The following is a 24,267-nucleotide window of genomic DNA, read 5'->3' on the forward strand; positions in this document are numbered from 1 at the left end:
TTAGGCAACCGTCAGGGCGGAGACCACCAGATCGCAACTGCGCTGGGCATACGCCGTCAGCACAATACGGATCTGCGGCAAATCACGGGCGAGCACGGCGGCCAGCAGGCGTTCGAACAGTTCGAGGAACTCGCTCATTTCCGCCTTGCGCTGTTCGAGGGCGAGGAAGTAGGCGCGGCTCATGGCCGGTTGCAGGTTCTCGACGGTCTCTTGCAGGTACGGATTGTTGGCGAACGGATAAGCGGCGCGCATCACGCTGAAGCTGTCGTCGACGAAGCTGCGAATGTCCTGACGCTCGTAGCTGGCGGTCAGGCGCTGCTGGATCTGCACGAACGGCGCCATGTCCGACTGCACTTGCCAGCCATTGGCCACCGAGTTGCCGAGCAAAATGTACAGCTCGCTCATCAGCGTGCACAGGCTCCGCACCTTGTGCGGCGTCAGTTCGGTGACATGCGCACCACGACGCGGCAGGATCGCGATCAGGTGGCGGCGTTCGAGGATCAGCAAGGCTTCGCGGACCGAGCCGCGGCTGACATTCAATGCCAGCGTGACCTTCTGTTCCTGGATGCGCTCTCCCGGCTTCATTTCGCCACGAATGATGCGTTCGGCGAGGTGGTGAGCGATTTGCTCGGCGAGGCTGTCCGGCGCCTTGAACGTCATGGTTGTCCTTCAAACTCTATCGATCTGCACAGGCGGCGCAGTGTAGCGCAAATGCACGGTCATGGCGGAGTGCCCACTCAGCGGTTTTTGGCACGAATCCCGCAAAAAAGCAGGGGATCCAATGAGGGTCAATACTGAATAGACACGTTGTTGATCGACGAAATGCTTTTTCCTGACCTTTAAGTCAGAAAACCATTGACCGAAAAGTCAGACCTGCTAAATTCGGTTCACGTCGGTTAACAACAATAATGAGTCTGCGAGGCCTTCCGTGATCCAGTTTTTACTTAACCAGGAACTCCGTAGCGAGCACGCCCTGGACCCGAATCTGACTGTGCTTAATTATCTGCGTGAACACGTGGGCAAGTCCGGCACCAAAGAAGGTTGCGCCAGCGGTGACTGCGGCGCCTGCACCGTGGTGGTCGGCGAGTTGCAAACGGATGACGCTGGCCGCGAACACATTCGCTATCGCAGCCTCAACTCATGCCTGACGTTTGTTTCGTCACTGCACGGCAAACAACTGATCAGCGTCGAAGACCTCAAACACAAAGGCGAACTGCACAGCGTGCAGAAAGCCATGGTCGAGTGCCACGGCTCGCAGTGCGGTTTCTGCACCCCCGGCTTCGTCATGTCACTTTTCGCCCTGCAAAAGAACAGCGATGCACCGGATCACGCCAAGGCTCACGAAGCGCTGGCCGGCAACCTCTGCCGCTGCACTGGCTACCGGCCGATTCTGGCGGCTGCCGAGCAATCCTGTTGCGGCAAGCAACCGGATCAGTTCGATGCCCGCGAAGCGGACACCATCGCCCGCCTGAAAGCCATCGCGCCGACCGATATCGGCGAACTCAACAGCGGCGACAAACGCTGCCTGGTGCCGCTGACTGTCGCTGATCTGGCCGATCTCTACGACGCGTATCCACAAGCGCGCCTGCTCGCTGGCGGCACCGATCTGGCACTGGAAGTCACCCAGTTCCACCGCACCCTGCCGGTGATGATCTACGTCGGCAACGTCGCGGAAATGAAGCGCATCGACACCTTCGAAGACCGCATCGAAATCGGTGCCGCCACCGCCCTCTCCGACTGCTATGAAGCGTTGAACGCCGAGTACCCGGACTTCGGCGAACTGCTGCATCGCTTCGCTTCCCTGCAAATCCGCAACCAGGGCACCCTCGGCGGCAACATCGGCAACGCCTCGCCGATCGGTGACTCGCCACCACTGCTGATCGCCCTCGGCGCGCAGGTGGTACTGTGCAAAGGTGAAACCCGCCGCACCCTGAACCTCGACGATTATTTCATCGATTACAAAGTCACCGCCCGTCAGGAAAGTGAATTCATCGAGAAGATCATCGTGCCGCGCGCCACGGCTGAACAGTTGTTCCGCGCCTACAAAGTCTCCAAGCGTCTGGACGACGACATCTCCGCCGTCTGCGCCGCGTTCAACCTGCGCGTCGAAAACGGCGTGATCACCGATGCGCGCATGGCCTTCGGTGGTATGGCTGCGATCCCGAAACGCGCCACCCATTGTGAAACCGCGCTGATCGGTGCGCCGTTCAACAACGCCGTGGTCGAACGCGCCTGCGCCGCACTGGCGGAAGATTTCACCCCGCTCTCGGACTTCCGCGCCAGCAAGGAATATCGCCTGCTCAGCGCGCAGAACCTGCTGCGCAAATACTTCATCGAACTGCAAACACCGCACATCGAGACTCGGGTGACCGCTTATGTCTAACCATCACGGCGTAGAGAAAACTCAAGCTGAACTGGCTGAATTGTTCGCCAAGGACCTGACTTCCGGTGTCGGCCGCAGCGTCAAGCACGACAGCGCCGCCAAGCACGTGTCCGGTGAAGCGCAGTACATCGATGACCGCCTGGAATTTCCGAATCAGCTGCACCTGTATGCACGCATGTCGGACCGCGCCCACGCGAAAATCATCAGCATCGACACCTCGCCGTGCTACGCCTTCGAAGGCGTGCGCATCGCCATCACCCACGAAGACGTGCCGGGCCTGAAAGACATTGGCCCGTTGATGCCGGGCGACCCGCTGCTGGCCATCGATAATGTGCAATTCGTCGGTCAACCGGTGCTCGCCGTCGCGGCGAAAGACCTGGAAACCGCGCGCAAAGCCGCGATGGCCGCGATCATCGAATACGAAGACCTCGAACCTGTGCTCGACGTGGTTGAAGCCTTGCGCAAACGCCACTTCGTGCTCGACAGCCACACTCACCAGCGCGGCGATTCGGTTTCCGCACTGGCAACCGCTGAACACCGCATTCAAGGCACGCTGCACATCGGCGGTCAGGAACACTTTTATCTGGAGACGCAAATCTCCTCGGTGATGCCCACCGAAGACGGCGGCATGATCGTCTACTGCTCGACGCAAAACCCGACCGAAGTGCAGAAACTGGTCGCCGAAGTGCTTGACGTGTCGATGAACAAAATCGTCGTCGACATGCGCCGCATGGGCGGTGGTTTCGGTGGCAAGGAAACTCAAGCCGCGAGCCCGGCGTGCCTGTGCGCAGTGGTCGCGCACCTCACCGGCCAGCCGACCAAGATGCGCCTGCCGCGCGTCGAAGACATGCTGATGACCGGCAAGCGTCACCCGTTCTACGTCGAATACGACGTCGGCTTCGACAGCACCGGCCGCCTGCACGGGATCAACATGGACCTGGCCGGCAACTGCGGCTGCTCGCCGGACTTGTCCGCGTCGATCGTGGACCGGGCGATGTTCCACTCGGACAACTCGTACTACCTCGGCGACGCGACCATCAATGGTCACCGCTGCAAGACCAACACCGCGTCGAACACCGCTTACCGGGGTTTCGGTGGCCCGCAAGGCATGGTCGCGATCGAAGAAGTGATGGATGCGATTGCCCGTCACCTGCAACTCGATCCGCTCGCCGTGCGCAAGGCCAACTATTACGGCAAGACCGAACGCAACGTCACCCATTACTACCAGACCGTCGAGCACAACATGCTCGAGGAAATGACCGCCGAACTGGAAGAAAGCAGCCAGTATCACGAGCGCCGCGAAGCGATCCGTCGCTACAACGCCAACAGCCCGATCCTGAAAAAAGGCCTGGCGCTGACCCCGGTGAAATTCGGTATTTCCTTCACCGCGAGCTTCTTGAACCAGGCAGGCGCCTTGATCCACATCTACACCGACGGCAGCATCCATCTGAACCACGGCGGCACGGAAATGGGTCAGGGCCTGAACACCAAAGTCGCGCAAGTCGTGGCCGAAGTGTTCCAGGTTGAAATCGATCGCGTGCAGATCACCGCGACCAACACCGACAAGGTGCCGAACACCTCGCCAACAGCGGCGTCCAGCGGTGCTGACCTTAACGGTAAAGCGGCGCAGAACGCGGCAGAAATCATCAAGAAACGTCTGATCGAATTCGCTGCGCGTCACTTCAAAGTCACTGAAGAAGACGTCGAGTTCCACAATGGCCACGTGCGTGTTCGCGACCATATCCTGACCTTTGAAGCGCTGATCCAGCAGGCGTATTTCAATCAGGTGTCGCTGTCGAGCACCGGCTTCTACAAGACGCCGAAAATCTACTACGACCGCAGTCAGGCGCGTGGCCGTCCGTTCTACTACTTCGCCTTCGGCGCGGCGTGCTGCGAAGTGATCGTCGACACCTTGACCGGCGAGTACAAGATGCTGCGGACCGACATTCTTCATGACGTCGGCGCCTCACTGAACCCGTCCATCGACATCGGTCAGGTCGAGGGTGGTTTCATCCAGGGCATGGGCTGGCTGACCATGGAAGAGCTGGTCTGGAACAACAAAGGCAAGCTGATGACCAACGGCCCGGCCAGCTACAAGATCCCGGCCGTGGCGGACATGCCGCTCGACCTGCGGGTGAAACTGGTGGAAAACCGCAAGAACCCGGAAGACACGGTGTTCCATTCCAAGGCTGTCGGTGAGCCGCCGTTCATGCTCGGGATTGCCTCGTGGTGCGCGATCAAGGATGCCGTGGCGAGCCTCGCTGATTACAAGCATCAGCCGCAGATCGATGCGCCGGCGACGCCGGAGCGGGTGTTGTGGGGTTGCGAGCAGATGCGTCAGTTGAAAGCGGTGAAAGCCGTTGAAGCTGAAACCGAGTTGGCTCCGCTCTAGGACCGAGGCGCGGCCATTCGCGAGCAGGCTCGCTTCCACATTTGGAATGCATTCCCCTGTGGGAGCGAGCCTGCTCGCGAAGAGGCCCGAACAGACAACGATGTTGTAGGGGTGAACTATGTACAACTGGATCGACGCCCTCGCCGACCTGCAGAATCAGGGCGAACCCTGCGTTCTGGTGACGATCATCGAAGAACTCGGCTCGACGCCACGCAACGCCGGCTCGAAAATGGTTATCAGCGCGAACCAGAGCTTCGACACCATCGGTGGCGGGCATCTGGAATACAAAGCCATGCAGATCGCCCGCGAGATGCTCGCCAGCGGTAAGCAGGACACCCACTTGGAGCGCTTCAGCCTCGGCGCCAGCCTGGGCCAGTGCTGCGGCGGCGCCACCGTGTTGCTGTTCGAACCGATGGGCCAGGTGCAGGCGCAAATCGCCGTGTTCGGTGCCGGCCACGTTGGCCGCGCCTTGGTGCCGCTGCTCGCCAGCCTGCCCTGCCGGGTGCGCTGGATCGATTCGCGCGAGGCCGAATTCCCCGAACACATCCCCCACGGCGTGCGTAAAATCGTCGCCGAAGAGCCTGTGGACGAAATCGATGAGCTGCCCGCCGGCAGTTATTGCATCGTCATGACCCACAACCATCAGCTCGACCTTGAACTCACTGCCGCGATCCTCAAGCGCAACGACTTCGCCTACTTCGGCCTGATCGGTTCGAAGACCAAACGCGCGAAGTTCGAACACCGTTTACGTGATCGCGGTTTCGACAGCGGCGTCGTGCAACGCATGCGCTGCCCGATGGGCATCGGCGAAGTCAAAGGCAAGCTGCCTGTGGAAATCGCCATCTCCATCGCCGGCGAAATCATCGCCACCTATAACGCCAACTTCGGCCAGCAGACTGCCAGCGCCGAACCGATTGCCAAACTGCTGCCGGTTTCGCGGCGCAGTCAGGCCACCAAACTCAAAGCCTCAAACTGATTAGAGAACCCTCATGCCTCTGACTCGCAAAGCCTACCGCGCCGCCATCCTGCACAGCATCGCCGACCCCGCCGAAGTCGGGATCGAAGCCTCCTACGAATATTTCGAGGATGGCCTGCTGGTGGTCGATGGCGGCAAGATCAGCGCCCTTGGCCACGCCAGTGAATTGCTGCCGACCCTGCCGGCGGACATCGAAATCGAGCATTACCAAGACGCGTTGATCACACCGGGCTTCATCGACACCCACATTCACTTTCCACAAACCGGCATGGTCGGCGCCTACGGCGAGCAACTGCTCGACTGGCTGAACACCTACACCTTCCCGTGCGAAAGCCAGTTCGGCGACAAGGCCCACGCCGACGAAGTCGCTGACATTTTCGTCAAGGAACTGCTGCGCAACGGCACCACCACCGCGCTGGTGTTCGGCAGCGTGCACCCGCAGTCGGTGAACTCGTTGTTCGAAGCGGCCGAGAAGCTCGACCTGCGCATGATCGCCGGCAAGGTGATGATGGATCGCAACGCCCCGGACTATCTGACCGATACCGCCGAATCCAGCTACGTCGAAAGCAAAGCGCTGATCGAGCGCTGGCACGGCAAGGGCCGCCTGCACTATGCGGTGACCCCGCGTTTCGCACCGACCAGCACCCCGGAACAACTGACCCTCGCCGGGCAACTGCTGACCGAATACCCGGATCTGTACATGCAGACCCACATCAGCGAAAACCTCAAGGAAATCGAGTGGGTCAAGGAGCTGTTCCCGGAGCGCAAGGGCTACCTCGACGTTTACGACCACTACAAATTGCTCGGCGAACGCTCGGTATTCGCTCACGGCGTGCACCTGTGCGACGACGAATGCGCGCGACTGGCGGAAACCGGTTCGGCAATCTCGTTCTGCCCGACCTCGAACTTCTTCTTGGGTAGTGGCCTGTTCAACCTGCCGATGGCCGAGAAGCACAAGCTCAATGTCGGTCTGGGCACTGACGTTGGCGGCGGCACCAGTTTCTCGCTGCTGCAGACGCTGAACGAAGCGTACAAAGTGATGCAACTGCAAGGGGCACGACTGAGCCCGTTCAAGTCGCTGTACCTGGCGACGCTGGGCGGTGCGCGGGCGCTGCGTCTGGAAGACAAGATCGGCAACCTGCAACCGGGTTCCGACGCTGACTTCCTGGTGCTCGATTACAACGCGACGCCGCTGCTGAGCTACCGTTTGAAGCAGGCCAACAATATTGCCGAGACGTTGTTTGTGTTGATGACGCTGGGTGATGACCGCACGGTGCAGCAGACGTATGCGGCGGGGGCGTTGGTGCATCAGCGCTGAGTTTTCACAGGCACAAAAAAATCCCCCGGAGGTGTTCAGCCCCGGGGGATTTTTTGTTGCCTGTCAGATCGCCTTCGCGAGCAAGCTCGCTCCCACATGGGAATGCATTTCAAATGTGGGAGCGAGCTTGCTCGCGAAGGGGTCGACTCGGTATCAGCTTAGAGCTTGGCCGCAGGACGCCCCGGCTTCTTGGTCTGCAACAAATGCGAGAACACTGCATGCAGATCATCCGACGCGCCTTCCTCGTCGAGGTTGAGCTTGCTGTCGATGTGATCCATGTGGTGCATCATCAGATTCACCGCCAGCTCGCCGTCGCGCTTCTCGATCGCGTCGATCAACTGGGTGTGCTCGTCGTACGAGCAGTGCGAGCGGTTGCCGCTTTCATACTGGGCAATGATCAGCGACGTCTGCGAAACCAGGCTGCGCTGAAAGCTGATCAACGGGGCGTTCATCGCCGCTTCCGCCAGTTTCAAGTGGAATTCGCCCGACAGACGAATACCGGCGCCGCGATCGCCACGGGAGAAGCTGTCGCGCTCGTCGTTGACCATCTGCCGCAGCTCGGCGATCTGCTCGGCGGTGGCGTGTTGCACCGCCAGCTCAGTGATCGCGCGTTCGACCAGGCGACGGGCAAGAAACACCTGACGGGCTTCTTCAACACTCGGGCTGGCAACCACGGCGCCACGGTTCGGCCGCAACAGCACCACGCCTTCATGGGCCAGACGCGAGAGCGCGCGGCGAATGATGGTGCGGCTGACCCCAAAGATTTCCCCCAGCGCTTCTTCGCTCAACTTGGTGCCGGGCGCCAGACGCTGTTCGAGGATGGCCTCGAAGATATGCGCGTAGACAATATCGTCCTGGGTTCCGCTGCGGCCGGCTTTGCCTGCTCGCGGTTGTTTCTTGAGGGGTTGCAACTGTTCGTTCATGGGCACTCGAGTCGGGAGAACTGCGGCGAATAGACCGTGACTGTAATACGGCACAGTAGGTCGCTGGCAAGTATCGCGTAAAAAACAGCGCGATTGTACACAATGAAAGGTGGCAACACGACTGTACGGCTGTTTGTGACTTCGGCTGTATTGCAACGATCCGTTACGTTTGAGTTTAGGCTTGATCACAGAATCCGCTGCTCGCCCACAATTCCCTGTGGGAGCGAGCTTGCTCGCGAAGGGCGGCATGACAGTCAATACAGATGTCGACTGACACACCGCTTTCGCGAGCAAGCTCGCTCCCACAAGGGATCTTCATTGGTATAAGGAACACCGCCGTCATGAACGACGCCACCCACACCCGACTCCGCCCTCTGACCGACACTTCGCCCTCGGCCATCGTCGCTGGCTTCATCGCAATGATGACCGGTTACACCAGCTCGCTGGTGCTGATGTTCCAGGCCGGGCAAGCGGCAGGTCTGACCAGCGGGCAGATTTCTTCGTGGATCTGGGCGATCTCGATCGGCATGGCGGTGTGCTCGATCGGCCTGTCGTTGCGTTATCGCACACCGATCACCATCGCCTGGTCGACGCCCGGCGCCGCGTTGCTGATCACCAGTCTTGGCGGTGTCAGCTATGGCGAGGCCATTGGCGCCTACATCACCTGCGCAGTGCTGGTGACGATCTGCGGGCTGACCGGCAGCTTCGAACGGCTGGTAAAAAAGATCCCGGCCTCCTTGGCGGCGGCATTGCTGGCAGGGATTCTGTTCAAGATCGGCAGCGAAATCTTCGTCGCCGCGCAGCACCGTACCGGGCTGGTGCTGGGGATGTTCTTCACCTATTTAGTAGTCAAACGCCTATCGCCGCGTTATGCCGTGCTCGCCGCATTACTGATCGGCACCGCGCTGTCGGGGTTCATGGGTTTGCTGGATTTCAGCGGTTTCCATCTGGAAGTGGCGACGCCGGTGTGGACCACGCCGCACTTTTCGCTGGCGGCGACGATCAGCATCGGCATTCCATTGTTTGTGGTGGCGATGACCTCGCAGAACATGCCCGGCATCGCCGTCCTGCGCGCCGACGGTTACAACGTCCCGGCTTCGCCGCTGATCACCACCACCGGCATCGCTTCACTATTGCTGGCGCCGTTCGGCTCCCACGGCATCAACCTCGCCGCCATCAGCGCAGCGATCTGCACCGGGCCGCACGCCCATGAAGATCGCAACAAGCGCTACACCGCGGCGGTCTGGTGCGGGATTTTCTACGGGATTGCCGGGGTGTTCGGCGCCACATTGGCGGCGTTGTTTGCCGCGCTGCCGAAGGAACTGGTGCTGTCGATTGCCGCGCTGGCGCTGTTTGGTTCGATCATTAATGGCTTGAGCATCGCCATGGCCGAGGTGAAGGAACGGGAGGCGGCGTTGATTACCTTTATGGTCACGGCGTCGGGGCTGACGCTGTTTTCCATTGGTTCGGCATTTTGGGGGATTGTCGCGGGAGTTTTGACTTTACTGATTTTGAATTGGCGTAAAGCTTAAGGTCAAAAGCCCCTCACCCTAGCCCTCTCCCGGAGGGAGAGGGGACTGACCGAGGTGTTTGGAAGACATACGCCGACGTGGGATACCGAGTTGAACTCAGGCTTTGAAAAGCCCACAAGTCGGCTCCCTCTCCAGGGGCAGAGGGCTGGGCGGGCGGCGTTCCGATGAGGGGTAGACTCACCACAAATCCCAAACCGAAACACCCAAACCCCAGACGAAAAAAAACGGCGACCCTCAGGTCGCCGTTTTTTTCAGTATCACTTAGCCGCGTTGATCGGCTTTTCCGGATACCAAACGTCCAGCAACGGGCTGACTTCATACTTGGTCAGCTCGGAGCGGGTTTTCAGCCAGGCTTCAACGGCAGCACGCTGCTCTTCGTTGACCGAGCCACGCTTCTGCAGGCAAACCAGACCGAAGTCGTCGCCGCCAACATAACCCAGACCATTGGCTTCCATGGCTTCTTTGATGAAGGCTTCGAGGAAAGCGTCAATGGCTTCTTCGGACAAGTCTTCTTTGAAGTCCAGGTTCAGTTCGAAACCCAGCTCTTGAAATTCATCAACGCACAGTTTTTTGCGCAGACGCTGGGAACGGTTAGTCGCCATTGGAACAATCCTCTTAAGTATTAACGGCCGGCACTTTACCAGTTTAAGCCGCCGATTGCCCGACTCTCTGGCCCCTGTAGCCGACCGCCTGTAAAAAAATAACGTATTGGCCGGCCCAGACAAGGCACAAGCTGTAACACCTTGGGGCATAATGCCGACACTTTCATGACCGCTGAGGGCTTTTTCATCCATGTCCTCGTTATTTTCCCCTCGACTGTAGGGTTTTATTTCATATGATCAAATCGTTGCGTCCCCTGCTTCTCGCCGGCCTTCTTCTGCCGCTGGCCCTGCCTGTTTCTGCCGCCACCATCAATACTTCCCTGACTCCCAACGTTGAAAAAGCACTCAAGGCCAGCAAATTGCAGCCCAGCGCCCTGTCGTTGGTGATGGTGCCGCTGGATGGCCCGGGCACGCCGACCGTGTTCAACGCCGACGTGTCGGTCAACCCGGCCTCGACGATGAAACTGGTGACCACTTACGCGGCACTGGAAATGCTCGGCCCCAATCATCAGTGGAAAACCGAGTTCTACACCGATGGCGACCTGAACGGCGGCATCCTCAATGGCAACCTCTACCTCAAGGGCGGCGGCGATCCAAAGCTGAACATGGAAAAGCTCTGGCTGTTGATGCGCGACCTGCGCGCCAACGGTGTGACGCAAATCACCGGTGATCTGATCCTCGACCGTAACTTTTTTGTGCAGCCAGTGCTGCCAGAATTCAACGATGACGGTAATGACGAGAACAAGCCGTTCCTGGTCAAACCCGACTCGTTGCTGGTCAACCTCAAGGCCCTGCGTTTCGTTGCCCGTAACGATAATGGCCGGGTGCTGATTTCGGTTGAGCCGCCGATTGCCAGCATCCACATCGCCAACACCGTCAAAGCCCTGCCCTCCAAACAATGCACCGGCGGCGTGCGCTACAACCCGGTGCCAGAAGCGGATGGCAGCGTGACCGTGACCGTGGCCGGCCAGTTGGGCGAAGGTTGCAGTTCGCAGACTTATCTGTCGCTGCTCGATCACGCGACCTACACCGCCGGCGCCGTGCGCGCGATCTGGAAGGAACTGGGGGGCAGCATTCAGGGCAAGGACCGTCTGGCCTCGACACCGGGCAACGCCAAACTGCTGGCTCGCGCCTACTCGCCGGACCTCGCGGAGATCATCCGCGACATCAACAAATACAGTAACAACACCATGGCCCAGCAACTGTTCCTCAGCCTTGGCCAGAAATTCCGCAATGATGCCGACGGTGACGACGCCAAGGCTGCACAGCGCGTAGTGCGTCAGTGGATGGCGAAGAAAGGCATCACTGCGCCGCATCTGGTGATGGAGAACGGCTCCGGCCTGTCCCGTGCTGAACGGGTCAGCGCCCGTGAAATGGCGAGCATGCTGCAAGCCGCCTGGCACAGCCCGTATGCCGCCGAGTACATCAGCTCGCTGCCGATTGCCGGTACCGACGGCACCATGCGCAAGCGTCTGAAAACCACGGCGATGCGCGGTGAAGCCCACGTCAAGACCGGCACCCTGAACACCGTGCGGGCAATTGCCGGTTTTAGCCGTGATGTGAATGGCAACACTTGGGCAGTGGTGGCGATCCTCAACGACAAAGCGCCGTTCGGGGCGTCGTCGGTGCTGGATCAGGTGCTGCTGGACCTGTACAAGCAGCCGAAACTGGCGCAGACCGCTTCGGTCCTCTAACGCCGTTCAGGCAACACCACAAAAACCTGTGGGAGCGAGCTTGCTCGCGAAGGCGGAGTATCAGTCGACGCATTTATTGACTGACCTGACGCCTTCGCGAGCAAGCTCGCTCCCACAGGGGAACCGCTTCGCGGCCTAGCTCATCTGCTCGACCCGATCACGCCCGCGCTGCTTTGCCATATACACACCCGAATCCGCCCGCAACAACAGCGCATCCGCGCCCTCCCCCAGTCGCCAACTGGCGATCCCGAAACTCGCCGTGACCACGCCGACCACATCCACCGGCGCGCCACGCAAACCCTGCCACAACTCAACCGCCAGCATGTACGCATGCTCGCCGTCGATGTCCGGGCACAACACCATGAACTCCTCGCCGCCCAAGCGACAGAACACATCGGTACGGCGCAAACGATGGCCGATGCGTTCGCACACCGCTTGCAGCACCCGATCGCCCACGGCGTGACCGTACTGATCGTTGATACGTTTGAAATGGTCGATATCGAGCATGATCACCGACAACTCACCGCCGCCGCGCTCGACCCGGGCCATTTCCGTGGTCAGGCGTTCCTGGAAATAGCGACGGTTATGAATGCCGGTCAGCGAGTCGGTCACCGACAGCGCACGCAATTCTTCTTCCACGCGTTTCAGGTCAGAAATATCCGAGATATAGCCATGCCAGAGCACACCGCCGCCCGGCAGTTCTTCCGGCGTCGCCTCGCCGCGCACCCAGCGCAAGCCGCGTTCGGGCAGCTGTACGCGATACTCCTCGCGCCACGGGCTGAGGCTGTCCGCCGAGGCACGAATCGAAGAGCGCACGCGGGTAACGTCCTGTGGATGAATGCGCGTGAAAATCGCCTCGGCGTTGAACAACAGCACGTCCGGTTCCAGTTCGTAGATCTCGCGGATGCCGTCGCTGGCGTAGATCACACTGAAGCGCCCGTCGAATTCCATCTTGAATTGATAGATGCCGCCGGGCACGTGCGCGCTGAGTTTCTTCAGCAACACATCCCGCGCCGCCAGCACCTCGTGCACACGCTTGCGTTCGGTGATGTCGATGCAGATCGCCAGATGCCCGACCCACAGCCCTTGTTCATCGAGTACCGGCGTGGCGAGCATGTTCACCGGAATATGGCTGCCATCGCTGCGCACCAGCGTCCACTCGCGGGCCTCGTGGCCGCCGACTTCGCCGCCCTCGACCAGCATCGCGTGGCAGGTCGGGATGCTTTTGCCGTAACGCGCACTCAACTCGGAGGCGCGGGCCGTCAACTCGCGGGGCAGGTGCAGGTTTTCCAGAGTCATGTGGCCGACGACATCGGCGCTGCTGTAGCCGAGCATTTGTTCGGCGCCGGGGTTGAAGGTGTTGATCACCCCGCGCAGGTCGGTGGCGATGATCGCCACCTGCGTTGCGGCATTCAGCACGCCGCGCAACTGCCCGTGGGTACCACGCAATTCCTGTTCGCTGGCGTGCAATTCCTGTGTGCGCAATTCGACCATGCGCAAGGCGCGCTGGCGCTGACTGACCAACACATAGAGCAAGGCACTGAGCAGCAAACTGAGCAAGCTGCCCAGAATGATCACGCTGCCGACCGACGAATGATTGGCCTGAACGAACGCCTCGCTCGGCAGAATATCGACCTGATAGTCGTGATCGGCCATGCGCACCAGACGCGTGGCCGTGAGGTCGCTCGGCGCCGGTTCGTTGGTCGACTCGAACAACACTTCGTGCTGATCATTGGTCGACATGTCGAGAATGCGCACCGACAGATAGTCATGGAAGGCATCCGGCAAACCGTCGGCCAGCAACTGACGCATGCTGATCACCGCCATCACGTAGCCAAACGATTGGCGCTCGCCATTGTGGCTCACGGGTGCGACGAGCAGCACACCGCGCGCATACGATGGTTCGATGCTGACCAGGTGCATGGGTTGCGACACCGCCAGCCCGCCGAGCTTGTCGGCACGTTGCAGCGTGTCGCGCCGCAGCGGTTGTGCGAGCAGGTCATAACCCAATGGTGAGCCGAGCCGACTTTGCGTCTGGCTGTAGAGCACCGGCACGTATTCATCGCGCACGCCAGCCAGTTGCAGCTCGCCCTGGGCATTCAGTTCACGCAGGGTGAAGTTGCTCAGGCCTTCGTCACGCACGCGCTGTTCGAATGCCGCGCGCTCGGCCCCCTTGATCTTGAGGGCAAACGAATAGGCCTGGGTACGCATTAATAAGGGGTGGGTGTACCCGTCGAACTCGGCGCGGGACACCGATTCAGAGTTGGCGAAGAAACGACGCAGGCCGTCGAGGCGTTGCTCCTGGTCCTGAAAGCGTTCTTCGATGCGACTGTAACGTTCATTGGCCAACAGTTGAAAACGCTGACGGGTCTGTTGCTGAAACTGATTGAGGGTGGCCCAGGCGAGCAGCCCCGTGAGAATCCCACCGGCGAGCAATACCAGCAGCGCGACCAGCCAGGCCGAGACGTCTTCGCTGATAAAACCCAGAATCTTTGGGCGCACGGGGTGCAACGACATAAAGACAACTCACTACGCCAGCATTTACGGGAAAACCCCATTGACCGTGTGTGAGTTATAGCTATTAGCCACTAATTTAGCTAGCGCGGGCGGATCCACGGAGCCTTTAAAAATCAAGGCTCTGTGGATCCAATTGCGCAAAGCGTCAACGAGCCGTGATTTTCCAGGCGCGGTGGATCTTGGTGTTACGGGCAAAATCCGGGTCGATGGTCTGCGCGCTGATTTCCTCGACCGCGTAACGCTCGGCGAGGTTTTCTTCCAACTGGAACTTGCGGAAGTTGTTGGAGAAATACAGCACACCGCCGGGCGCCAGACGGGCCATGGCCAGGTCGATCAACTGCACCTGATCACGTTGCACGTCGAAGATGCCTTCCATGCGCTTGGAGTTGGAGAAGGTCGGCGGATCGATAAAGATCAGGTCGTACTCGTCACGGCAGCTTTCCAGCCACACCATCACATCGCCCTGCTCCAGACGGTTCTTGTCCGAGTAGCCGTTCAGCGACAGGTTGCGGCGTGCCCAGTCGAGGTAAGTCTTCGACAGATCGACGCTGGTGGTGCTGCGCGCGCCGCCCTTGGCCGCGTGCACGCTGGCGGTCGCGGTGTAGCAGAACAGATTGAGGAAGCGCTTGCCGGCGGCCTCTTTCTGAATGCGCATGCGCATCGGGCGGTGGTCGAGGAACAGACCGGTGTCAAGGTAGTCGGTGAGGTTGACCAGCAACTTCACGCCGCCCTCGCTGACTTCATTGAACTTGCCCTGTGCAGCCTGACGCTCGTACTGCTTGGTGCCGCTCTGGCGCTCGCGGCGTTTGACCACCACGCGGCTCTTGTCGACGTTGAGTGCCTGCGGAATCGCCGCCAGGGCATCGAACATGCGCGCCGAGGCTTTTTCCGGGTCGATCGACTTCGGCGCGGCGTATTCCTGAACGTGCACCCAATCGTGGTACAGGTCGATGGCCATCGCATATTCAGGCATGTCGGCATCGTAGACACGGTAGCAATCAATGCCTTCGCGCTTGACCCACTTGCCCATCGCCTTGAGGTTTTTCTGCAGACGGTTGGCAAACATCTGCCCGCCTTCGCTCAAGCGCGGTTGCTCGATCACCGGTGCCGGGGCTGGCGTCGGTTTGATCGGGTTGCCGTTCTTGTTGAACTTGCGCTCTTGCGGCTCGTCCGGGGTCTGGTCGTAAGCCGCTTGCTCGCGCTCGGCCTGACGCTGTTCCGGGGTACGCCGCTCGCCGGTGACGAACTGATCCGGCAGCACTTTGATCAACAGCAGCTTGCACGGCAACGCGCCGTTCCAGAACGAATACTGTTTGTGGCTGCGAATGCCCATGCGCTTGCCCAGATCCGGTGCGCCGGTGAATACCGCCGCTTCCCAGTTCAGACAGGCCTGACGCAGACGCTCGCCGAGGTTCTGGTAGAGATACAGCAGGCTGGCTTCGTCACCGAGACGCTCGCCGTACGGTGGATTGCAGATCACCAGACCTTTCTGGTTCTGATCCGGACGCGGTTCGAAGGTCGCGACCTCGCCCTGGTAGATTTTGATCCACTCGCTCAGGCCTGCGCGCTCAACGTTGTTGCGGCCCGGCTGAATCAGTCGTGGGTCAGCTTCATAACCGCGAATCCACAGCGGTGGCTTGGCCAGACCGGCAGCGGCGCGCTCGACGGCTTCTTCGTGGAGTTTTTTCCACAGCGCCGGGACGTGACCGAGCCATGCGGTAAAGCCCCACTGCTCACGACGCAGGTTCGGCGCCATGTCGGCGGCGATCATGCCCGCCTCGACGAGGAACGTGCCGACACCGCACATCGGGTCAGCCAGCGCGCCGCCTTCGGCAGCAATGCGTGGCCAGCCGGAACGGATCAGGATTGCCGCTGCGAGGTTTTCCTTCAGCGGTGCAGCGCCCTGCTGCAAGCGATAACCGCGCTGGTGCAGGCTGTGGCCGGAGAGGTCGAGGGAGAGAATCGCTTCGCCGCGATCCAGACGCAGGTGAATGCGCAGATCCGGGTTGAGCTTGTCGATCGACGGACGGTCGCCCTGCGGCGTGCGCAGTTTGTCGACGATGGCGTCTTTGACTTTCAAAGCGCCGAAGTGAGTGTTGTCGATGCCTGAGCCGTGGCCGCTGAATTCAACGGCCAGAGTGCCGTCGCTGAGCATGTGATCCTGCCACTCGATGTCGAGCACACCGTGGTAGAGGTCTTCAGCGTCCTTCATCGGGAAACGCTTGAGCACCAGCAACACGCGGTTGGCGAGACGCGACCAGAGGCACAGGCGATAAGCGGTTTCCATGGTCGCCATGCCACGCACGGCGGAAGTGTGCTCGCGCGCTTCTTCAAGGCCAAGCCCGACGGCTTCCTCGATGAGCAGGCCTTCAAGGCCTTTAGGGCAAGTGAGGAAGAGTTCGAAACGGTCGGACATGGTATTTCCAGAGCCTTTGGCTAGTGAATCGGCAACGCATTGCCGATCCGTTTTTCAATCAGGCGCTTTTCTAAAAGAACGCCCGCGTGGCACGAAGGTGTGCCGTTCCATCCCCGCTGCTCGGGTTAAAAGAGCTTAGATGCCGGGACAGATAAAAAAGTTGATGAAACAAAAAGTCTTAAAGCGACCCTTCGTCGCTTTATACCCCAGCGCAAACGTGGGTCATTCTCACTAAAGAATTAACCCCATCATGCAGCGCGGGGCCGATCATACCGGGGTTTGCTGAAAAACCGTGCATGAAACCCGTCGTTACTTATGGCTGTAGCACTAATTTCGTTACGTCCTTATGACAAAACGATCATTCCCTCGGTGTGACTCATTGGTTAGAACTGAACACAGGTTGACGTCGCAACGGCGTCAACACCTTGGCTCGCCACGCCGGCAGCGAGCCGCACCATGGCAGGTTTTTTCTGCCAGACCTCAGTTGAGGTCAACGCGACACAAAACAGTCAACAAGTGAGGGAAACACCCTATGAGAAGACTTAAGCGTGATCCGTTGGAAAGAGCATTTTTGCGCGGATATCAATATGGCGTTGGTGGCAAATCCCGTGAGCTTTGCCCATTTACTCTACCGTCGGTACGTCAAGCCTGGATTAACGGCTGGCGAGAAGGACGCGGCGACAACTGGGACGGTATGACCGGCACTGCGGGAATCCACAGACTCAACGAACTTCACGCCGTCGGCTGACACAGGGCATTAATTCCGACACGACAATCTGAATTTGTAACGACTTACCATGCACGTCCTTCCCGGACGGCGGGCTGCGGCCCAGGGGCTCCTTCGAGGAGCCCTTTTTTATGCCTGTCACATTATTTGTGCCATATACAAAACCTGTAGGAGTGAGCCTGCTCGCGATAGCGTCAGTTCAGCCAACATCTTCAGTGACTGATACACCGCTATCGCGAGCAGGCTCGCTCCCACAATTGGATCAGCGCAGGGCGGCGATCGCGTCTACGGATTCTCGGATCAGTGCCGGGCCCTTATAGATGAAGCCGGAGTAGATCTGCACCAGGCTCGCACCTGCCGTGATCTTCTCGGCCGCATGCTTGCCTTCAGTAATCCCGCCCGCCGCAATGATCGGCAACCGCCCAGCCAACTCACCCGCCAGCACCTTCACGGTATTGGTGCTCTTCTCCCGCACTGGTGCACCGGACAAACCGCCCGCCTCGTCGCCATGCTCCATGCCTTCGACGCCAACACGGCTCAGGGTGGTATTGGTCGCGATCACCGCGTCCATGCCCGTTTCGATCAACGCCTGAGCCACCTGCGCGGTTTCTTCGTCGGTCATGTCCGGTGCAATCTTGATCGCCAGCGGCACATGTTTGCCGTGACGCAACGCCAGTTCGGCGCGGCGGGTAGCCAGATCCGCGAGCAACTGCTTCAGCGAATCACCAAATTGCAGGCTGCGCAGGCCCGGGGTGTTCGGCGAGCTGACGTTGACCGTCACGTAGCTGGCGTGGGCGTAAACCTTGTCGAGGCAGATCAGGTAATCGTCGACCGCGCGCTCAACCGGCGTATCGAAATTCTTGCCGATGTTGATGCCCAGCACGCCCTTGTATTTCGCAGCGGCCACGCGCGCCAGCAGGTTATCCACACCGAGGTTGTTGAAACCCATGCGGTTGATGATCGCCTCGGCTTCCGGCAGGCGGAAAATCCGTGGTTTCGGATTGCCCGGCTGCGGACGCGGGGTCACGGTGCCGATTTCAACAAAACCGAAACCCAATTGCGCGAAGCCGTCGATGGCCGCGCCGTTCTTGTCCAGACCCGCCGCCAGACCCACCGGGTTCGGGAATTCGAGGCCCATGACCGTCACCGGCTTCTTTGCCGGCGCCTTGCACAGCAAGCCGTTTAAGCCCAAACGCCCACCCGCGCCGATCAGATCCAGCGACAGATCGTGGGAGGTTTCCGGGGAAAGTTTGAACAACAGCTGACGGGCCAGGGTGTACATGGGCGGCGATGACTCGGGCGGCGAAAAGAGGCGGCGATTATAGCCGGGCATCGACCTGCCGCGCGAGGCGCACGCGCAAATCACTGCCGGTGGCATATGCCTTGCACCCTCCTTGACTATCAGCGCGCAGGCCAATGACGGCTTGCGGGCAAGGACAATGGCGTCGTCCCGGATTTTGCCTGCGCAAAGTCCGTGGCGGCGCTTTTTTTTCGAGGTGGCGGTGTATGAATGAACCTTCGGTAGGGCCACTGGCCTGGGTCAATGGCAGCGATGCCCCGGAAAAGACTGCGATCAACCTCGGCTTCATGGCCCTGAGCGACTGCGCCTCGGTCGTCGTTGCTGCCACACAGGGCTTTGCCCAGCCTTACGGGCTGACCCTGAATCTCAAGCGCCAAAGCTCTTGGGCCAACCTTCGCGACAAACTGGTCAGCGGCGAACTGGATGCCGCCCACAGTCTGTACGGTCTGATCTACGCCGTGCATCTGGGCATCGGCGGCGTCGCTCCGACCGATATGGCCGTGCTGATGGGCCTGAATCAGAACGGCCAGAGTCTCAACCTCTCCCACGGCCTGCAAAGCCTCGGCGTGAGCAGTCCTGAAGCGCTGGATCGGCATGTGCACCAAAGCCGCGCAAAACTCACCTTCGCCCAGACTTTTCCCACTGGCACTCATGCGATGTGGCTGTATTACTGGCTGGCGAGTCAGGGCATTCATCCGTTGCAGGATGTCGACAGCGTCGTCGTCCCGCCGCCGCAAATGGTCGCGCACTTGCAAGCCGGGCGCATCGATGGCTTTTGCGTCGGCGAACCATGGGCGGCCAGTGCGGTGCAGCAGGATCTCGGTTTTACCCTGGCGACCAGCCAGACCATCTGGCCCGATCACCCGGAAAAAGTCCTTGGTTGCACCCGTGAATTTGTCGAGCAGTATCCGAACACCGCAAGAGCGCTGGTAATGGCGATCCTTGAGGCCAGCCGCTTTATCGAAGAGAGCCCGGAAAATCGTCGCAGCACCGCGCAGTTGCTCAGCGCGCCGGAATATCTGGACGCGCCGCTTTCGTGCATCGAACCGCGTTTTCTCGGTGATTATGCCGATGGCCTCGGCAATCGCTGGCAGGATCCACACGCGCTGCGCTTCCACGGCAATGGCCAAGTGAATTTGCCGTACTTGTCCGATGGCATGTGGTTCATGACCCAGTTCCGCCGCTGGGGTTTGCTGCGCGAAGACCCGGATTACCTCGCCGTTGCCCGACAGGTCCAGCGGCTGGACGTCTACCGCGACGCCGCCACCGCTGTCGGCGTCGCCGCGTGGGGTACCGATATGCGCAGCAGCCAGTTGCTCGACGGTAAAGTCTGGGACGGCAGCGACCCGGCCGGCTACGCGCGCAGTTTCAAGCTGCATGCGTTGAACGACGACGCTCCCCTTCTCGCCCGCCGCTGACAGGAGACCGCGAATATGTTGCGCATTCTGCTGATCAATGACACAGCGAAAAAAGTCGGGCGCCTGAAGGCTGCGTTGACCGAGGCCGGTTTCGAGGTGATCGACGAGTCCGGTCTGACCATCGATCTGCCCGCGCGCGTCGAAACGGTGCGCCCGGACGTGATTCTGATCGATACCGAGTCACCGAGCCGCGATGTCATGGAGCAAGTGGTGCTGGTCAGCCGCGACCAGCCACGGCCAATCGTGATGTTTACCGATGAGCATGATCCGGGGGTGATGCGCCAGGCGATCAAGTCCGGGGTCAGTGCCTACATCGTCGAAGGCATTCACGCCCAGCGGTTGCAGCCGATTCTCGATGTGGCGATGGCGCGTTTCGAGAGTGATCAGGCTTTGCGTGCGCAGCTTCAGGCTCGCGATCAGCAATTGGCTGAGCGTAAGCGCATCGAACTGGCCAAGGGGTTGTTGATGAAGATGAAGGACTGCAACGAGGAAGAGGCTTACACCTTGATGCGGCGGCAGGCGATGAGCCGGCAGCAGAAGCTGATTCAGGTGGCGGAGCAGATTATTGCGATGAGTGAGTTGCTTGGCTGAAAGGCGCTGACCGCTTGAAAAGCCCCTCACCCTAGCCCTCTCCCGGAGGGAGAGGGGACTGATCGGGGGATGCTCGCGAAGTACGCCGAGCTGTGATTTCTGCTGTGAATCCATAATCGACACGGTCTTTCAGGTCGATGTTTGATGTCAGACACCTCGGTCAGTCCCCTCTCCCTCTGGGAGAGGGCTAGGGTGAGGGGCTTTTGATTTTCCGGCTGTTGGCACAAATCTCGCTATGTAAAACGCACAGGTAACCAACGGCGGTTGCCCCACCTACGACAAAGACGTCGCTCACCCGTTCGCCCAACCGGCGCATCAGGTAGCGGCGTTTTTGCGTTTTGGCCCCACAGCCCGGGGCCGGTGGTGCGGCCGTGGCGGCGCCCCACCTGCTGTTGCATGACTCCTTTCGAGACTCTTTTCAGCTGAGGTGCGCGATGAATTCAAGCTTCTGGAAATCCGGCCACACCCCGACCCTGTTCGCGGCCTTCCTCTATTTCGACCTGAGCTTCATGGTCTGGTACCTGCTCGGCCCGTTGGCGGTGCAGATTGCCGCTGATTTGCACCTGACCACCCAACAACGCGGCCTGGTCGTTGCCACGCCGATCCTCGCCGGCGCCGTACTGCGCTTCGTGATGGGCATGCTCGCCGATCGGTTGTCGCCGAAAACCGCCGGTCTGATCGGTCAGGTCATTGTGATTTGCGCGCTGTTCGGCGCCTGGAAAATCGGCATTCATAGCTACGAGCAGGCGTTGATACTCGGCCTGTTCCTCGGTATGGCTGGCGCTTCGTTCGCCGTCGCCCTGCCCTTGGCCTCGCAATGGTATCCACCGCAGCATCAGGGCAAAGCCATGGGCATTGCCGGTGCGGGCAACTCCGGCACCGTGTTCGCCGCGCTGCTCGCGCCGGTACTCGCCGCCGCGTTCGGCTGGAGCAATGTTTTCGGTTTCGCCCTGATCCCATTGATCCTGACGCTGGTGCTGTTTGCCTGGCTGGCGAAAAACGCGCCACAACGGCCGAAAGCCAAAGCCATGGCCGACTACTTCAAGGCGCTGGGCGACCGTGACAGCTGGTGGTTCATGTTTTTCTACAGCGTGACCTTCGGCGGCTTCATCGGGCTGGCCAGCGCCCTGCCCGGCTACTTCAACGATCAATACGGTTTGAGCCCGGTGACTGCCGGTTACTACACCGCTGCGTGCGTGTTCGGCGGCAGTCTGATGCGGCCGCTGGGTGGCGCGCTGGCTGATCGCTTCGGTGGCATTCGCACACTGCTGGCGATGTATACCGTTGCTGCCGTATGCATCGCCGCGGTCGGTTTCAACTTGCCGAGTTCCTACGCGGCGCTGGCACTTTTCGTCTGCACCATGCTCGGTTTAGGGGCAGGCAACGGCGCGGTTTTCCAACTGGTACCGCAGCGTTTTCGTCTGGAGATCGGCGTGATGACCGGACTGATCGGCATGGCCGGCGGCATCGGCGGTTTTGCCTTGGCGGCCGGCATGGGCGCGATCAAACAGAGCACCGGCAGCTATCAACTGGCCCTGTGGTTGTTTGCCAGCCTCGGCGTGTTGGCGTGGTTTGGCCTGCACGGCGTCAAGCGTCGCTGGAGAACCACCTGGGGCTCGGCAGCGGTGACGGCGGCGCGGGTCTGAACCGTCGATGGCCCTGCAATTGAGTTTTGCCGAAGCCAGCACCACCGGCCCGCGTGCAGAAAATCAGGACGCTTTGCGTTCGGTGACACCGGCTCCGGCGCTGGCGGCGAGCAAAGGTTATCTGTTCGCCATCGCCGACGGCGTCAGCCAGTGCGCCGATGGCGGGCTGGCGGCGCGTTCGACCTTGCAGGCCTTGGCGCTCGACTACTACGCCACGCCGGAAACCTGGAGCGTGGCGCAGGCGCTGGATCGTCTGCTGCTCGCGCAAAACCGCTGGTTGCAGGCCAACGGTGGCGGGCAACCGCTGCTCACCACGGTCAGCGCTTTGGTCATGCGTGGTCGGCGTTTTACCCTCGCCCACGTCGGCGATTGCCGGGTGTATCGCTGGCATGCCGACAGCTTGCAGCGGATCTCTGAGGATCATGTCTGGGATCAACCGGGCATGCAGCATGTGCTCAAACGCGCGCTGGGGCTGGATCAGCATCTGGTGTTGGATTTTCTCGACGGAGAGCTGCGTGACGGTGAAAGCTTTGTGCTGCTCAGTGACGGTGTCTGGTCGACGTTGGGTGACACCGCGATTGCGGCAATTCTGCGTGACCAGCCGGATCTGAGCAGTGCTGCGCAAACGCTGGTCAACGCGGCGCATCTGGCGGGGAGTCAGGACAATGCCAGTGCATTGCTGGTGCGGGTCGATGCGCTGGGTGAAGCGAATATCGGCGATGCATTGATTCATTTGCAGCAATGGCCCCTGCCGCCGCCGCTGAAACCCGGCCAGTCTTTCGAGGGCTGGCAGGTTCAGAGGATTGTCGCTCAGAGTCAGCAATCGCTGCTGTATCGGGTTGTCGATGGGCAAGGTCAGACATGGTTGCTGAAAACCCTGCCGTCGCGCAGCGCCGATAATCCTCACGCCGGGCAGGCGCTGCTGTCCGAGGAATGGTTCCTCAAACGCGTGGCCGGTCGGCATTTTCCTGAAGTCCATGGCTGCAATCAGCGTCAGCATTTGTACTACGTGATGCGGGAATATTCTGGGAAGACGCTGGCACAACTCGGGCCTCTATCTTTGACGCAATGGCAGGACATCGCCGAGCGCCTGCTGCGCGCGGTCGGGCTGCTGCATCGGCGGCAGATTCTGCATCGGGATATCAAACCGGAAAATCTGCACGTGGGTGACGATGGCGAACTGCGCCTGCTGGATTTTGGCCTGGCGTATTGTCCTGGCCTGTCCGAAGACGCGCCGTCGACGCTGCCCGGAACCCCTAGTTACATCGCCCCGGAAGCGTTTCGCGGCGATCCGCCGAGTGCGCAGCAGGATTTGTACGCGGTGGGCGTGACCTTGTATTTCTTGCTCACCGGGCATTTTCCCTATGGCGAGATCGAAGCATTTCAGCGACCCCGCTTTGGTCTGCCGGTAAGTGCCAGCCGTTATCGGCCGGACCTGCCGGAATGGCTGACACAAAGTCTGGAGCGCGGGGTGGCGGCGGATCCGCAGCAGCGTTTTGAAACGGCGGAAGAATGGTTGTTGGTGCTGGAACAGGGTGAGCGGCGCAGTTTGAGTGTGCGTCCTCGGCCCTTGTTGGAGCGAGAGCCTTTGAAGGTCTGGCGGACGATGGCGGTGGTGGCTCTGTTGGGAAATCTGGTGCTGCTGATTTTGTTATTTCATCACTGACACCGCGTCGCGGCCATCGCGAGCAGGCTCACTCCTATAATTTGAAATGCGTTCCCCTGTAGGAGTGAGCCTGCTCGCGATGACGTCAGCCCAATCACCACAAATCCACCTTCCTGAATGCCCCACGAACGAGCAACCCGCTTCGAATCAGTGCAAAAAATACATC

The 24,267-nt window shown here is 60.3% G+C and carries 17 protein-coding genes; 11 read left to right on the plus strand and 6 right to left on the minus strand.

Annotation, left to right across the window (positions count from 1 at the left end):
- Complete coding sequence (locus HUW52_RS21850; protein WP_016985174.1) at window positions 1-660, minus strand: GntR family transcriptional regulator; 660 nt, start codon at window positions 658-660, stop codon at window positions 1-3.
- Between the two features lie 268 nt (window positions 661-928).
- Here HUW52_RS21850 and xdhA point away from each other — a divergent pair, with 268 nt between their 5' ends.
- The 4 genes from xdhA (at window position 929) to guaD (ending at window position 7,069) form a co-directional block, all read left to right on the plus strand.
- A complete protein-coding gene (xdhA, locus tag HUW52_RS21855; RefSeq protein ID WP_175554889.1) occupies window positions 929-2,383 on the plus strand; it encodes a xanthine dehydrogenase small subunit in 1,455 nt (484 codons plus the stop codon).
- On the plus strand, window positions 2,376-4,775 hold the full coding sequence (gene xdhB / locus HUW52_RS21860; protein WP_175554890.1) for a xanthine dehydrogenase molybdopterin binding subunit: 2,400 nt from the start codon (window positions 2,376-2,378) through the stop codon (window positions 4,773-4,775). The genes xdhA and xdhB overlap by 8 nt, the downstream gene beginning before the upstream one ends.
- 118 nt (window positions 4,776-4,893) lie before the next feature.
- Window positions 4,894-5,751 (plus strand): xanthine dehydrogenase accessory protein XdhC, encoded by an 858-nt coding sequence (gene xdhC / locus HUW52_RS21865; protein ID WP_034152856.1) that lies wholly within the window; start codon window positions 4,894-4,896, stop codon window positions 5,749-5,751.
- Window positions 5,752-5,764: 13 nt separating this feature from the next.
- The gene (guaD, locus tag HUW52_RS21870) at window positions 5,765-7,069 is read left to right on the plus strand and encodes a guanine deaminase (RefSeq protein ID WP_175554891.1); all 1,305 of its coding nucleotides are present in this window, start codon (window positions 5,765-5,767) and stop codon (window positions 7,067-7,069) included.
- 158 nt (window positions 7,070-7,227) lie between these two features.
- Here the strand turns inward: guaD and HUW52_RS21875 are convergent, their stop codons facing one another.
- Window positions 7,228-7,992 (minus strand): GntR family transcriptional regulator, encoded by a 765-nt coding sequence (locus HUW52_RS21875; RefSeq protein ID WP_007918375.1) that lies wholly within the window; start codon window positions 7,990-7,992, stop codon window positions 7,228-7,230.
- A 341-nt stretch (window positions 7,993-8,333) separates the two neighbouring features.
- Here HUW52_RS21875 and HUW52_RS21880 point away from each other — a divergent pair, with 341 nt between their 5' ends.
- Window positions 8,334-9,524, plus strand: coding sequence for a benzoate/H(+) symporter BenE family transporter (locus HUW52_RS21880; protein WP_175554892.1), 1,191 nt, complete (start codon window positions 8,334-8,336; stop codon window positions 9,522-9,524).
- Between the two features lie 257 nt (window positions 9,525-9,781).
- Here the strand turns inward: HUW52_RS21880 and HUW52_RS21885 are convergent, their stop codons facing one another.
- The gene (locus HUW52_RS21885) at window positions 9,782-10,126 is read right to left on the minus strand and encodes a YggL family protein (protein ID WP_007916365.1); all 345 of its coding nucleotides are present in this window, start codon (window positions 10,124-10,126) and stop codon (window positions 9,782-9,784) included.
- Window positions 10,127-10,359: 233 nt separating this feature from the next.
- On the opposite strand from HUW52_RS21885, the gene dacB reads away from it, so the two are divergent.
- Complete coding sequence (dacB, locus tag HUW52_RS21890; protein WP_160057069.1) at window positions 10,360-11,820, plus strand: D-alanyl-D-alanine carboxypeptidase/D-alanyl-D-alanine-endopeptidase; 1,461 nt, start codon at window positions 10,360-10,362, stop codon at window positions 11,818-11,820.
- A gap of 135 nt (window positions 11,821-11,955) precedes the next feature.
- Here dacB and HUW52_RS21895 read toward each other — a convergent pair whose 3' ends face one another.
- Both HUW52_RS21895 and rlmKL read right to left on the minus strand, forming a co-directional pair.
- On the minus strand, window positions 11,956-14,337 hold the full coding sequence (locus tag HUW52_RS21895; RefSeq protein ID WP_175554893.1) for a diguanylate cyclase: 2,382 nt from the start codon (window positions 14,335-14,337) through the stop codon (window positions 11,956-11,958).
- A gap of 145 nt (window positions 14,338-14,482) precedes the next feature.
- Window positions 14,483-16,753, minus strand: a complete 2,271-nt coding sequence (gene rlmKL, locus HUW52_RS21900; RefSeq protein WP_175554894.1) for a bifunctional 23S rRNA (guanine(2069)-N(7))-methyltransferase RlmK/23S rRNA (guanine(2445)-N(2))-methyltransferase RlmL — start codon at window positions 16,751-16,753, stop codon at window positions 14,483-14,485.
- A gap of 532 nt (window positions 16,754-17,285) precedes the next feature.
- Here rlmKL and rmf point away from each other — a divergent pair.
- Entirely contained in the window at window positions 17,286-17,501 is a 216-nt protein-coding gene (gene rmf / locus HUW52_RS21905; RefSeq protein WP_003223300.1) for a ribosome modulation factor, read from the plus strand.
- A 241-nt stretch (window positions 17,502-17,742) separates the two neighbouring features.
- Here rmf and HUW52_RS21910 read toward each other — a convergent pair whose 3' ends face one another.
- Window positions 17,743-18,762 carry a quinone-dependent dihydroorotate dehydrogenase gene (locus tag HUW52_RS21910; protein ID WP_016985598.1) on the minus strand — a complete coding sequence of 340 codons (1,020 nt, stop codon included), beginning with the start codon at window positions 18,760-18,762 and terminating at the stop codon, window positions 17,743-17,745.
- Window positions 18,763-18,986: 224 nt separating this feature from the next.
- Between HUW52_RS21910 and HUW52_RS21915 the strand changes: the two genes are divergently transcribed.
- The 4 genes from HUW52_RS21915 (at window position 18,987) to HUW52_RS21930 (ending at window position 24,101) form a co-directional block, all read left to right on the plus strand.
- A complete protein-coding gene (locus HUW52_RS21915; protein WP_175554895.1) occupies window positions 18,987-20,198 on the plus strand; it encodes a CmpA/NrtA family ABC transporter substrate-binding protein in 1,212 nt (403 codons plus the stop codon).
- 15 nt (window positions 20,199-20,213) lie between these two features.
- Complete coding sequence (locus tag HUW52_RS21920) at window positions 20,214-20,789, plus strand: ANTAR domain-containing response regulator (RefSeq protein ID WP_007916390.1); 576 nt, start codon at window positions 20,214-20,216, stop codon at window positions 20,787-20,789.
- A gap of 434 nt (window positions 20,790-21,223) precedes the next feature.
- On the plus strand, window positions 21,224-22,435 hold the full coding sequence (locus HUW52_RS21925) for a NarK/NasA family nitrate transporter (RefSeq protein WP_175554896.1): 1,212 nt from the start codon (window positions 21,224-21,226) through the stop codon (window positions 22,433-22,435).
- A 7-nt stretch (window positions 22,436-22,442) separates the two neighbouring features.
- Window positions 22,443-24,101 (plus strand): bifunctional protein-serine/threonine kinase/phosphatase, encoded by a 1,659-nt coding sequence (locus tag HUW52_RS21930; protein ID WP_175554897.1) that lies wholly within the window; start codon window positions 22,443-22,445, stop codon window positions 24,099-24,101.
- The last annotated feature ends 166 nt before the right edge of the window (window positions 24,102-24,267 follow it).

This window comes from Pseudomonas sp. 43A (assembly GCF_013363935.1).
Lineage (GTDB): Bacteria > Pseudomonadota > Gammaproteobacteria > Pseudomonadales > Pseudomonadaceae > Aquipseudomonas > Aquipseudomonas crudilactis.